This is a genomic window from Legionella sainthelensi, assembly GCF_900637685.1.
GTDB lineage: Bacteria > Pseudomonadota > Gammaproteobacteria > Legionellales > Legionellaceae > Legionella > Legionella sainthelensi.
In genome coordinates, this window is sequence record NZ_LR134388.1 from 2,684,191 (window position 1) to 2,697,524 (window position 13,334).

The following is a 13,334-nucleotide window of genomic DNA, read 5'->3' on the forward strand; positions in this document are numbered from 1 at the left end:
AAGAACAAGCTGTTTTAGCACTGGAACTTAAAAACATAAGAGTGTGCTTAAAAGGAAACATCAGCCAGGGATACAGATATTGAGCTATAATATTTCAAAAGAAATACCTCCATCGTGACGACCAGGACACACATGGCTTTTTTTAGGAGGTATTTTTTTGTTTCATTAGATGGGTTGATAGTTCAATGAGCATCATTTTCTAAAATCTTGATATGACTCACAAAGCTTACTTAACAGAGTCTAATGTGTAGTGCATTATTCTCCGAAGGTATTTTCAATAATCATCTAGGTTATTTAAGATTATTTACTACACTATGAACCTCCGCGACAAGCGGAGGAGGATTGGTGTTTAAGCGATTTTTATGGAGAGAATCATTCAAGAATGACTGTCATTATACTTTGCTTATTAACTCAGTGTCTCACAATTTTGGCACGACTCATTAAGCTTTTTGCGTACAAATCATAGTCCATCATGCCAAAACTTGCTTCAATTTGTTGAGTCAAGCTATCTTGTTCTTCACCATCTAATTCATTCAATTTTCCATCATTTATATGTTTTAGTTTTACTACAGCATAATCACCATTCGGTAAAACAAAACCGTCCTTGCTTTCTGGTCGAAGCAAATTAAATGCCCTATCGTTTATTTCACTATCCTCTTTATCATTATCTCTAGTTGCTTTCACTACAGGCTTCCATTCCAATTGATTCGAAATAATAAGATCTTGCTGTTGTTTTTCTTCAACCGAGTTTAATAAACTCATACCAATTTTCTTGGCTTTGGATTCAGCAACTTTTTTTACTAAAATTTTATTGATTCGATCTTGAACCGCATCCAAAGTTTGTTCTTTTTCAGCCCAATGTTGCTTAACTCGTACTACCACTACAGAATCATTATCAATTTGTATTGGTTCGCTGTTATTTCCTAAATCAAGTACATCATGACTGAAAGCAGAATTTATTACTTGCTTGTTTTTTGTAATACTTCCAGTACCACCCTTTCTAGAAAAAGGTTGTGTTGTTTCTATTTTTAACTTTAGGGCATCCGCTACAGGCTTCAATGAATCTGGAGATTGGTAACTTAAATCGGATAATTGTTCCATAGCTTGTGTATATTGAGTCTGAGCCATTTCCAGCACCAATTGCTCTTTAATTGACGTTTCCACTTCGGATAATTGTTTCGTTGAAACAGGTTTATAATCAATTAGTTTAAAAATTTCATATCCATGTTTTGTTTTCTCTGGAGCTGAAATTTGCCCAGGAGTAGTTAAATGAGACAAAGAGTTACTGTATTCATTTTGACCTGCTGTAATCCATGGAAGAACTCCATTATCAGCGATGGACAGTTTATCATCCGACAATTTTGAAACCAGACGATCAAATTGTTTTGGATCTTTCTGTAAAAGAAGATAAGCAGAATGAGCTTTATTTTGGATTTTTTCTAATTCATCTTTATTTGCATCTTGCGGAACAGCAAATAAAATATGAGCCACCTGCCATCGCGCAGGAGTTAAGTAATTATTTTGATTTTCTTCATAGTAACGTTTCACGTCGTCATCCGATACATTGACTTTATCTTTAATGTCATGCATGGATAAAGTGACATAATCCAAACTAACTTTTTCTGGAGCCATAAATTCACGTTTATGTTTTTTATAATAGCCAGTAATAGCATCTTGAGAAATTTTCACATCTTTTTCGAAACGTGATACAGGAACAATTAAATACTCATAATCTCTACTTTGCATATACAAACTTACAAAACGATCAATTTCATCAGGTAAAGCAAAAGAACTACCCATAAACGCAAACCGTTGTTGATTAAGGAGCATTCCTTGATTTACTTCATTTTGAAAACTTGATTGAGTAAATAATGCAGCATTTAACGCTTGTTGATATTTTGAGCAGAAAAATGACCATCCTCTTGAAATTGTGGGATACTCAAAATCGCCGCATTCGCTTGATCAGCACTCACATTAAAACCATTCTTACGTGCTGCTTGTAGGAGAACTTCATTATTAATCATTTGATCTAAAACTTGATTTTGCAATTTTTTTTCATCTGCAGCAGTCAGCTGTGACATGTCTTGCATTGCGCGAGCACGTCTGTAATTTGTATCAAATGCTTGTAAAGTAAGTGGGAAATCATTGACGACCACTTTAGCGCTTGTTGTTTGACGTGATTGCAAATAATAATCGACACCAAAAAGTGTAAACGTAATACCGATTAAGATGACCACTAACCAAGCTACAACACCCTGTATACGTTCATTTAACTTTTGCAACATATCCGATGATCCATTTTATATTAATAAAGCTATAAATTTTTGAGGCTGATTATATCTCAATAGGATAAAGAAAAAAACAAAAACCAATCAACTGTCGTTGTAAGGGGCTCGTTTTACTCAATTGAGTACTTATATTGCTCAGAATACAAGTAAAGACACCGTCAAGACCCAAGCTACAATTTCTAAGGAACAAACCTCAGAGTATAAACATAGATATGACTCAAAAAATGAGAAAGATTAGCTCTACCCCAAATAAGCACATCATTACCCATAAGTATTAACTGCTGTTTTTATTTACAAGAATTCGTATACTCCATCGTCGAATAATGTCATAAGGACGATGATGAGCTGGGCATCAGGAGAAATGAAAACCATAAATTTATGCGATAAAAGACTCAATAAGCGATTGCTTTCTTTATTTGATAAATTAGGTAACTCACCTAATTTGAGCATTCCTGCAGCATGTGGCGGATAGCATGAAACAAAAGCTGCTTATCGTTTCTTTGATCATGAGCAAGTCACTACAGAAAGCATCTTAGCCCCACATATAGAATCAACCCTTGCTCGTATGAAGCAGCATTCAGTTGTTCTTTTGCTACAAGATACAACAACACTTAATTTTACAGGGCAAAAAGAACGGGAAGATATCGACCCGATTAATCATGAAAAGCATTTAGGGTTACTTCTGCACCCCATCCTGGCAGTTACACCGGAACGACTATGTTTAGGTGTTTTAGATACTTATCATTGGGCAAGAGAAAAGGTACGTCATCGAACTGCTCGAGAAAAAAGTCGAGATAACCATAAAATTCCTTTGGAAGAAAAGGAAAGCTATCGATGGTTAAAGGCTTACCGAAAAGCAAATGAAGTCGCTTTGCAAGTTCCTGATACGATGTTAATCACGGTTGCGGATAGAGAAGCGGACATTTATGATTTATATCATGAAGCACAGCATGCCCAATCTTCCCAAGAAAATACTGCAGCCTATTGGCTCATTCGAGCCTCTTCTAATCGGAGAATTTTGAATGATAATGGAAGACCTGACCAGGAAAAACTAATCGAAAAGACTAAAAGTACCCCACCACTTTGCACTATTACTTTTGAAATACCTGCAAAAGAAAAACAAGTAGGTCGGGACGTAACACAAAATTTATATGCAACAGAGATTACTCTATGCCCACCCGATAGAAAACGAAAAATATCGACAAAATATGGTGACAAAACAGTAATCGTGACGGTGGTAATTGCAACAGAAATCGACTCACCTGAAGGACAAGAGCCACTAGAGTGGGTCTTACTAACGAACGTCAAAATCCATGATGCTACTGGAGCACATAATATACTGAAATGGTATTTATGCCGTTGGCAAATTGAAGTGTACTTTCGTATTTTAAAAAGCGGTTGCCGAGTTGAGAAATTACAGCTTAATGACAAGAGTCGTTTTGACCCCTGCCTAACTTTATACATGATTATTGCATGGAGAATTCTCTATTTAACTATATTGGGGCGAGAATGTCCTGATATAAGTTGGGAGTTAATCTTCTCGACCGAAGAGTGGAAAATGGCTCATCTCATCGTTAAAAAAGAAGCACCTCCTGCTGAACCTCCGCCATTAAAAATAATGATCAAAATAATTGCTTCTATGGGAGGATACATGAATAGAAATAATGACCCAGAGCCAGGACCTACTACACTTTGGATTGGTTTGCAACGTCTCAAGGACTTTCTTTTAGCACAACAAACTCTCGGAGAGATAACTAGCTAAAACATAAATTTAAATTTTTTGAGCTTTCACTTAAAAAAACGCGTCTTGCGACGCGTTAACTTGGCGGAGTGGACGGGGCTCGAACCCGCGACCCCCGGCGTGACAGGCCGGTATTCTAACCAACTGAACTACCACTCCAAATACTTGGTGGGTGCTGTAGGGATCGAACCTACGACCCTCGCCTTGTAAGGGCGATGCTCTCCCAGCTGAGCTAAGCACCCGGAAAATTTTAATTCCTTGAGCTTTCACTTAAAAAAACACGTCTTGCGACGCGCTAACTTGGCGGAGTGGACGGGGCTCGAACCCGCGACCCCCGGCGTGACAGGCCGGTATTCTAACCAACTGAACTACCACTCCAAATGCTTGGTGGGTGCTGTAGGGATCGAACCTACGACCCTCGCCTTGTAAGGGCGATGCTCTCCCAGCTGAGCTAAGCACCCGGAAAACTTAAATTTCTTGAGCTTTCACTTAAAAAAAAACGCGTCTTGCGACGCGTTAACTTGGCGGAGTGGACGGGGCTCGAACCCGCGACCCCCGGCGTGACAGGCCGGTATTCTAACCAACTGAACTACCACTCCAATACTTGGTGGGTGCTGTAGGGATCGAACCTACGACCCTCGCCTTGTAAGGGCGATGCTCTCCCAGCTGAGCTAAGCACCCGGAAAACTTAAGCTTCTTGAACTGCTTCTTTCAGGTTTTTACCCGCTTTAAACTTGGCTACTCGTGACGCTTTAATTTGTATAACTTTTCCAGTTTGTGGATTTCGACCAGTACGTGCTGAACGATTACCTGTTGAGAAAGATCCGAAACCAGGTATTACTACTTGATCACCACTTCGTAACGCATCAGTAATAGTACTAGTAAATGTTTCCAGAACTCTACTTGCGTCAGCTTTTGTTAAACCCGAACCACTTGCAATAGCATCAACTAATTCGCTCTTATTCATTGCTTCCCCTATACAGTTAATCTTCCATACTTCTAAGCTAATTTAACTTTAATAATCAAATTAACCGGTCAAGTAGTTACTTCCTTGCAAAGCCCGCTATCGGCGGGCTACGAAACGAACTATACCCTGTATTAATGGGCATGTAAATCATTATTTTTAATTTTTTTTGAGCGTTTATTAACATTTTTGCCAGATTGATCATTTGTTGCCTCACCAACCCACGGAGTGCGTTGTAAAGCGAGCTCTAGCACCTGCTCAATGGTCTTAACAGGGTGAATTGTTAGCTTACGTAGTACATTATCAGGTATCTCTTCTAAGTCTTTAACATTCTCTTCAGGGATAATCACATGTTTAATTCCACCACGATGCGCTGCCAATAATTTTTCTTTTAGACCACCAATAGGTAACACTTGTCCTCTTAGCGTAATTTCACCTGTCATAGCTACATCCGCTTTAACTGGAATTTGTGTTACTACAGAAACTAAAACAGTACACATGCCAATACCAGCACTTGGCCCATCTTTAGGAGTAGCACCTTCAGGGACATGGACATGGAAGTCATTTTTATCGTAAAAATCATCCGATAAACCAAGTTTTTTAGCGCGACTTCGTACCACCGTCATCGCAGCATGAATGGACTCTTGCATTACTTCGCCTAATTGACCTGTATGTGTTACTTTACCTTTACCCTGCATCATTGAGGCTTCAATGGTAAGCAATTCTCCACCAACACTCGTCCAAGCCAATCCTGTAACTTGACCAACCTGATCAAATTCTTCAGCAAGACCATATCTATATTTTTTCACCCCAAGATATTTTTCAATATTATTAAGCGATACAGCCATTTTTTTTATCTTTTTATTGGATAAAATTTCTTTTACAACTTTTCGACAGACACTGGCAATATCTCGTTCTAAGTTACGCACACCAGCTTCACGCGTATAGTGACGAATAATTTCTCGTATAGCGCCTTCACTAATATGGATTTCTTCATTATCTAAACCATTTAAGACGATTTGTTTTGGCACAAGATATTTTTCAGCAATACTTACTTTCTCGTCCTCTGTATACCCAGCAAGACGAATTACCTCCATCCTATCTAATAATGGTGCCGGTATTTCCAGGGAGTTCGCTGTGGCAATGAACATAACATCACTGAGATCATAGTCAACTTCAAGATAATGATCGTTAAAAGTATGATTTTGTTCTGGATCCAATACCTCTAATAAGGCTGCAGCCGGATCACCTCGGAAGTCCATAGCCATCTTATCGACTTCATCAAGCATAATTAATGGATTTTTTACACCCGCTTTACAGAGTTTTTGGATGATTTTACCAGGCATAGATCCGATATAAGTTCTTCTATGACCACGAATCTCTGCTTCATCCCTAACACCGCCTAAAGCGATACGTATGAATGTGCGTCCCGTAGCATTAGCAATCGATTGACCCAATGAAGTCTTACCTACTCCAGGAGGTCCAACCAAACATAAGATAGGTCCTTTTAGACGTTTTACACGTTGTTGAACAGCCAGATATTCGATAATACGCTTTTTAACCTGTTCTAGCCCATAATGTTCTTTATCTAATAATTTTTCAGCTTTTAGTAAATCAAACTGAATTTTTGTTCTTTTTTTCCACGGTACTTCAAGCATCCAATCCAAATAATTCCGAATAACGGTAGCCTCTGCAGACATAGGTGACATCATTTTTAGCTTATGAAGCTCGGCTAGAGATTTTTCTTTTGCTTCTTTAGGCATACCGGCTTTATTAATTGATTTTTCGAGTTGTTCAATTTCATTGCCTTCTTCACCTAATTCCCCTAATTCTTTTTGGATGGCCTTCATTTGCTCATTGAGGTAGTACTCACGCTGACTTTTTTCCATTTGACGTTTTACGCGACCTCTTACACGTTTCTCCACATGTAATAGATCAATTTCATTCTCAATTGCAGACATCAAACGTTCGAGACGAGTTCCCACATCTAAAGTTTCTAATAAATCTTGTTTGTCATCAATTTTTAAAGTGAGATGAGCGGCAATCGTATCTGCTAAACGACCAGGTTCTTCAATTCCGGCTAGTGGTGATAAAACCTCAGGAGGGATTTTTTTATTAAGTTTAATATATTGTTCAAATTGCGACATGAGAGAACGCATTAAAATGCCTATATCAGGCTCCTGCATGGCTGCATTCTCATCCTCCATTACCTCGAGTTCGGCTTCTAAATATCCTTGCGTCTGGTGATATGCTTTAGCTTTAGCACGTTTTTCACCTTCGACTAAAACTTTAACGGTTCCATCGGGCAATTTTAATAACTGCAGCACACTTGACAATGTACCTATCTGAAAAATATCAGCTTCACCTGGATCATCATTTGATGATTTTTTCTGTGCTACTAAAAAAATTTGTTTATTATCAACCATAGCCGCTTCTAAGGCCTTAATTGACTTTCCTCGGCCAACAAAAAGAGGAATAACCATATGAGGGTAAACCACTACGTCTCTTAATGGTAATACAGGTATGTTGGACATTTTTTCAGTCTCATTCGAACTTTCTTTATTTTCAATGGACATAATGAACCCTTATTTAAACAGAAAACTTAAAATTAATATTTTAATGACTACTAACTTATAATTTAAAAGGAAGGGAGAGTTATTGCAAGAAATCAACGCTTTATAATTAAGAAAGTCCCTTATAAGAACTTCTCCCCTACATTATGTGCAGGAGAGATACAGAGTAGAAATGCTTACTCTTGGCCGCCTGCTGCACTCTTCATCCCATCTTGTTCATAAATAAGAATCGGTTTTGACGAGCTGGTTATAACACTCTCATCAACCACAACTTTAATCACTCCCTCAAGAGAAGGTAATTCATACATTGTGTCTAAAAGAATATTTTCAAGTATTGCGCGCAAGCCTCGAGCACCCATTTTTCTTTCTAAAGCTTTTTTAGCAATTGCTACCAATGCTTCATCCCTAAATTCAAGCTCTACATCCTCCATTTTGAAAAGAGACTGGAATTGTTTCGTCAATGCATTTTTAGGATTAGTTAAAATATCAATAAGCGCTGATTGATCAAGCTCTTGTAACGTAGTAACTACAGGCAGTCTTCCCACAAACTCTGGAATTAAACCATATTTAATAAGATCATCAGATTCTAACTGGCTAAGTACTTTAGAAATTTCATCATTGGAATCTTTTTTGTTTTTCAGCTGTGCAGAAAACCCAATGCCTGATTTATCACTTCGCTCCCTGATTACTTTTTCTAGACCAGCAAATGCTCCACCACAAATAAACAAGATATTAGAAGTATCTACTTGTAAAAATTCTTGTTGTGGATGTTTACGGCCACCTTGAGGTGGAACGGAGGCAATTGTTCCTTCGATTAATTTCAAAAGTGCTTGTTGGACACCCTCGCCTGATACATCACGAGTAATAGAAGGATTGTCGGATTTTCGAGAAATCTTATCAATTTCATCGATATAAACAATACCATGCTGTGCTTTATCTACATCATAATCACATTTTTGTAAAAGTTTCTGTATGATATTTTCTACGTCTTCGCCAACATAACCTGCTTCAGTAAGCGTAGTCGCATCCGCCATAGCAAAAGGAACATTTAAAATACGAGCTAATGTTTGAGCTAAAAGGGTCTTTCCACTTCCTGTTGGGCCTATAAGCAAAATGTTGCTTTTTCCCAGTTCAACACCATCTTCGCTTTTATGTTGTAATCGCTTGTAGTGGTTATAAACAGCTACAGACAAAACTTTTTTTGCATGAGCTTGACCTATAACATATTCATCTAAGAAACATGAAATTTCTTTAGGTGAGGGTAAACGTACCTCAGCTTCCTCATGTGTATCATGTGTTTCTTCACGAATTATATCGTTACATAGCTCAACACACTCATCACATACAAATACGGAAGGACCTGCAATTAACTTTTTTACTTCATGCTGGCTCTTTCCGCAAAAAGAACAATACAAAACTTTTTCACCACTTCCGTTACCGGATTTACTCATAACCAAACCCCTTCTTACAACGATTACCAGAAAAGATAATATATGTAAAATATTAGTCAATCAGAAAAAGATATGCCACTGTAATTCAGTATAAACTATAGTACTCTAAAAAACGTGAGCCGCATATGTAGGAGCTAACAAATTTAAAAATAAATAAGTTTTAATTCCCCAGCAATTGCGGCTCAGTTTTCTAAAATTCAGCTTATAATTCTACTTCCGGCTAGTGACAATACTATCCATAACCGGCGCGATGTCTTTTGATATCCAGTCGCATGGAGCAAAAAGATTCGCATTAACAGTATCTATCCTGGAAATATCTTGATATTCAAGAATCAAAACGTTTTAACCCAGGCTAACGAATTATAAACTCACGCTGGTTTACAGAAATAATTATTCTGCCTTGCTCGCTGATTCTCTATCATAAAGCACTTTATCAATAAGACCATATTCAACAGCTTGTGTAGCACTCATAAAATTATCACGCTCGGTATCACGCATAATTTGATCAGGCGTTTTTTTAGTATGCTTTGCCATTATATTGTTTAGTCGTTCTCTTACAGTTAAAGTCTCACGTGCATGGATTTCGATATCAGTTGCCTGCCCGCGGTAACCACCTAAAGGTTGGTGAATCATTACTCGTGAATTGGGCAAGCAAAATCTTTTTCCATCAGCACCAGCGCAAAGCAATAAAGCAGCAGCACTTGCTGCTTGACCTATACATAAGGTACTCACGTCGGGCTTGATGAATTGCATAGTATCGTAAATTGCCAATCCTGCCGTAACTACGCCACCCGGTGAGTTTATATATAGAGAAATGTCTTTTTCAGGATTTTCAGACTCAAGAAACAGCAATTGAGCAACCACTAAATTAGCCATATGATCTTCAACTTCACCTAAAAGAAAAATAATTCGCTCTTTTAATAATCTTGAGTAAATATCATATGAACGCTCGCCTCGTGAGGTTTGCTCAATAACCATTGGTACTAATCCACTGGCATTACGAATGATATTCTCTGAATAGCCTGACATATACTTACTCTCCTTTTTTCTCTGTCGCTTCAGTCGCTGGTTTAGGATTCATTATTGAATCATAGTCCTTTGATTTATATTCAATTTTTGCATCTTCAGCGATTTTATCCGCAACCATTTCCTCTAAAACGAGCGCCTCGATTTCAGCCATATGCTCTTTGCTATTTTGATACCAGGTACGTAGCTCATCTGGGTTTTCATAAGCACCAGCAAATTTCTCGATCATGGCGTTCACTTTATCTTTATCGGGAACAATTTGATGTTTTTTAACATATTCAGAAAATAGTAAACCAAGATGCACTCGACGTTTGGCTTGTTCTTCGAAAAGCTCACGTGGGAAATCAGGTATTTTTTCATTCTCATGATGTTCATGTCCAAAAATACGATGGTACATATCATGCTTCAAATGCTCAATTTCTTTGTCGATTAATGCAAGAGGTAATGGAATTTCATTAACTTCCATTAACTTATCAAACATTTTTTCTCTATTCATCATACTGACACGACGGTCTAATTCACGGGTCATATTTTCTTTAATATCTTTTTTGAGAGCATCTACGCCCCCTTCTTTAATATTAAATTTTTCAGCGAATGCATCATCCAGTTCAGGTAGCTTTCCTTCCATTACCTTATGAATCGTGATATTGAACACAGCTTCTTTACCTGCTAATTCTTTATGACCATAGTCAGCAGGGAAAGTAACTTTAATATCGAATGGGTTCTCTTTTTTATTGCCAATAATTCCATCCTCGAAACCAGGTATCATTGCTCCTGAGCCAAGAACCAACTCATGCCCCTCGGCACTGCCTCCTTCAAATGGCTTATCATCAAGGAACCCTGTAAAATCAATTACGACTTTGTCGTCTTTTTTGGTCGCACGAGAAACATCATCCCATACTTTATTTTGCTCACGAAGTTTATCAAGCATGTGTTCAACATCTTTATCAGTGACTTCTGAGCGACATAACTCAACCGGCGCTTGGTTTAATTCAGCAATCTCAAATACAGGCATTACTTCAAATGTTGCGCTATATTTAAAATCTTTACCTTGTTCAAGTTGCTCAGGTTCAACAGAAGGATAACCCGCGGGAACTAATTCATTTTTTTGCAATGCTTCGTATAAAGTAGACTGAACCATATCGCGAGCGACTTCTTCACGAACGCTGTGAGAATAGCGGTTCGTAACAACATGCAACGGTACTTTACCAGGACGAAAACCATCTATTTTGACTTTGCGAGCAAGATTCTTGAGACGTAAGCTCACTTCTTCCTCAACTTTCTCTGCAGGTACAGAAACTGTTACCTTACGCTCCAAACCTTTTAGGGTCTCAACCGAAACTTGCATTAATTTCACCTCATGGAATTTATAATGATAATGGTGCGAAAGGAGAGACTCGAACTCTCACGGGTCACCCCGCTGGAACCTAAATCCAGTGCGTCTACCAATTCCGCCACTTTCGCAAATCAGGTTGGATTATCAATCAGTAATCCAGTCTTGTAAAGACCGAAATAAAATCTTTCGTGTTAAAACCATTTGATTTTCAAATGGGGTGAACGATGGGACTCGAACCCACGACAACCGGGATCACAACCCGGGGCTCTACCAACTGAGCTACGCTCACCATAATTTTTGCCAGAACTCTTATGGAATGATCTGGGCTGGCACGCCCGGCAGGATTCGAACCTGCTACCCTCGGCTTAGAAGGCCGATGCTCTATCCAGATGAGCTACGGGCGCAAAAAAATGGTCGGGGTGGAGGGATTCGAACCCCCGACATCCTGCTCCCAAAGCAGGCGCGCTACCAAACTGCGCTACACCCCGAAAACCCGTCCCAAGGACAGAGCGCTGATAATACTAGCTGCCATCATTAAGGTCAATATCCTAAACCATTAAATTTTCATTAATTTTAATTTATTTCATTTTTATTTAGATTTAATAATCAAAAGGGTTTTTTTTAATCCATATAGACAAAAACAAACCCACAACAACTTTTTAGTTGTTCACTCGTATCTTTCTTAATTTTCAGCTAGCATTAATCATTATTCCTTTCACATTACAAAATAATGAAAGTTAAACTACTTCCCATTTTTGATAATCTCAATCACCTACATAAAAATCAGGAACATGTTGTACTTCCTGATGTAAAATTTCAAAACGATTTTAATTACACTTTGAGTTTTCTTAAAAGTTATACAGGTAGCCAAGGGACATTTAATAGTTATCGAAGAGAATCTGAACGATTATTACAATGGACGTGGCTAATTAAAAATTCTACATTAGATCAATTGAAGCGAGAGGATATAGAACAGTACATTCGCTTTTGCCAAAAGCCGCCTAATGCCTGGATAAGCTTAAAAAAGGTGCCTCGCTTTATAGAGAAAGAAGGAAAACGTATTCCGAATGAAGAATGGAGGCCATTTGTTGTAACTTTGAATAAAGCGGCACTAAAGAGAGGTCAAAAACCAGCAATTGAACACTTTAGTTTATCACAAGGTGCCCTCCAAGAAATATTTGCTATTTTAAGTACATTGTTTAATTTTCTAATCGCTGAAGAATATTTAGTTGCTAATCCAGTGGCTTTGATACGTCAAAAGAGTAAGTTTATTCGTAAGGCACAGCACAATACACCAATACGCCGCTTAAGTCTGATGCAATGGAGTGCTGTATTAGATGCGGCTGAATATCTTGCTAGTGACTCACCAATGAAACATGAGAGAACCAGGTTCATGTTAAGCATGTTATTTGGAATGTATTTGCGAATATCTGAACTTGCAGCCAGTGATCGCTGGATACCAAATATGAATGACTTTGCTAAAGACAATAATGGTCAATGGTGGTTTACTACAGTAGGAAAGGGGAACAAAGAACGTCAAATCGCGGTAAGTGATGCAATGTTAGAGAGTTTAATACGATGGCGTAGTTTTCTAGGGTTAACACCACTGCCTTCATCTGCAGATAACTCCCCACTCATTCCAAAAATTCGCGGAAATGGCCCCATGAGTGATACAGCTCCCATCCGTAGAATTATTCAACAATGTTTTGATCTTGCCGAAGAGCAATTGCGCATCAAAGGTCATGATGAGGAAGCCGACAATTTAACCGCAGCAACTGTTCACTGGCTAAGACATACCGGAATTTCTGAAGATGTGAAAATACGCCCCCGAGAACATGTACGTGATGACGCCGGCCATAGTTCAAGTGCAACTACAGATCGCTACATTGATATTGAAAAAAATGCAAGACACCGATCAGCTCGGAAAAAAACTATAGAGCCCGAACCAAGTTGAA

8 protein-coding genes, 10 tRNA genes and 1 pseudogene are annotated in these 13,334 nt (G+C 38.4%); 3 read left to right on the top strand and 16 right to left on the bottom strand.

The annotated features are described in order from the left end of the window. Positions 1-411 precede the first annotated feature (411 nt). Positions 412-2,285, bottom strand: a pseudogene (locus EL220_RS11880) (SurA N-terminal domain-containing protein). Between the two features lie 364 nt (positions 2,286-2,649). On the opposite strand from EL220_RS11880, the gene EL220_RS11885 reads away from it, so the two are divergent. Together EL220_RS11885 and EL220_RS11890 are read left to right on the top strand one after the other, a co-directional pair. Continuing rightward, positions 2,650-2,760 (top strand): IS4/Tn5 family transposase DNA-binding protein, encoded by a 111-nt coding sequence (locus tag EL220_RS11885; RefSeq protein WP_162162583.1) that lies wholly within the window; start codon positions 2,650-2,652, stop codon positions 2,758-2,760. A 72-nt stretch (positions 2,761-2,832) separates the two neighbouring features. Continuing rightward, complete coding sequence (locus EL220_RS11890) at positions 2,833-4,050, top strand: IS4 family transposase (RefSeq protein ID WP_232002755.1); 1,218 nt, start codon at positions 2,833-2,835, stop codon at positions 4,048-4,050. 61 nt (positions 4,051-4,111) lie between these two features. Here the strand turns inward: EL220_RS11890 and EL220_RS11895 are convergent. The 15 genes from EL220_RS11895 to EL220_RS11965 all read right to left on the bottom strand — a co-directional run bounded on the left by EL220_RS11895 (position 4,112) and on the right by EL220_RS11965 (position 11,867). Next, positions 4,112-4,188: transfer RNA gene (locus EL220_RS11895), tRNA-Asp, on the bottom strand. Between the two features lie 7 nt (positions 4,189-4,195). Then, positions 4,196-4,271 (bottom strand) — tRNA-Val (locus tag EL220_RS11900). Positions 4,272-4,330: 59 nt separating this feature from the next. Next, a tRNA-Asp gene (locus EL220_RS11905) sits at positions 4,331-4,407 on the bottom strand. A gap of 7 nt (positions 4,408-4,414) precedes the next feature. Continuing rightward, positions 4,415-4,490, bottom strand: a tRNA-Val gene (locus tag EL220_RS11910). A 61-nt stretch (positions 4,491-4,551) separates the two neighbouring features. Further along, positions 4,552-4,628: transfer RNA gene (locus EL220_RS11915), tRNA-Asp, on the bottom strand. 6 nt (positions 4,629-4,634) lie between these two features. Beyond that, positions 4,635-4,710 (bottom strand) — tRNA-Val (locus tag EL220_RS11920). 7 nt (positions 4,711-4,717) lie between these two features. Continuing rightward, positions 4,718-4,996, bottom strand: a complete 279-nt coding sequence (locus tag EL220_RS11925; RefSeq protein ID WP_003631985.1) for an HU family DNA-binding protein — start codon at positions 4,994-4,996, stop codon at positions 4,718-4,720. Positions 4,997-5,127: 131 nt separating this feature from the next. Beyond that, on the bottom strand, positions 5,128-7,569 hold the full coding sequence (gene lon, locus EL220_RS11930; RefSeq protein WP_027270205.1) for an endopeptidase La: 2,442 nt from the start codon (positions 7,567-7,569) through the stop codon (positions 5,128-5,130). A 173-nt stretch (positions 7,570-7,742) separates the two neighbouring features. Further along, the gene (clpX, locus tag EL220_RS11935; RefSeq protein WP_027270206.1) at positions 7,743-9,017 is read right to left on the bottom strand and encodes an ATP-dependent Clp protease ATP-binding subunit ClpX; all 1,275 of its coding nucleotides are present in this window, start codon (positions 9,015-9,017) and stop codon (positions 7,743-7,745) included. Positions 9,018-9,407: 390 nt separating this feature from the next. Further along, positions 9,408-10,046, bottom strand: coding sequence for an ATP-dependent Clp endopeptidase proteolytic subunit ClpP (gene clpP / locus EL220_RS11940; protein WP_027270207.1), 639 nt, complete (start codon positions 10,044-10,046; stop codon positions 9,408-9,410). A 4-nt stretch (positions 10,047-10,050) separates the two neighbouring features. Continuing rightward, complete coding sequence (gene tig / locus EL220_RS11945) at positions 10,051-11,391, bottom strand: trigger factor (protein WP_027270208.1); 1,341 nt, start codon at positions 11,389-11,391, stop codon at positions 10,051-10,053. Positions 11,392-11,422: 31 nt separating this feature from the next. Then, positions 11,423-11,507: transfer RNA gene (locus EL220_RS11950), tRNA-Leu, on the bottom strand. A gap of 85 nt (positions 11,508-11,592) precedes the next feature. After that, a tRNA-His gene (locus EL220_RS11955) sits at positions 11,593-11,668 on the bottom strand. 38 nt (positions 11,669-11,706) lie between these two features. Then, positions 11,707-11,783 (bottom strand) — tRNA-Arg (locus tag EL220_RS11960). Positions 11,784-11,790: 7 nt separating this feature from the next. Further along, positions 11,791-11,867: transfer RNA gene (locus EL220_RS11965), tRNA-Pro, on the bottom strand. 242 nt (positions 11,868-12,109) lie between these two features. Here EL220_RS11965 and EL220_RS11970 point away from each other — a divergent pair. Further along, positions 12,110-13,333, top strand: coding sequence for a tyrosine-type recombinase/integrase (locus EL220_RS11970; protein WP_027270209.1), 1,224 nt, complete (start codon positions 12,110-12,112; stop codon positions 13,331-13,333). Position 13,334: the final 1 nt, after the last annotated feature.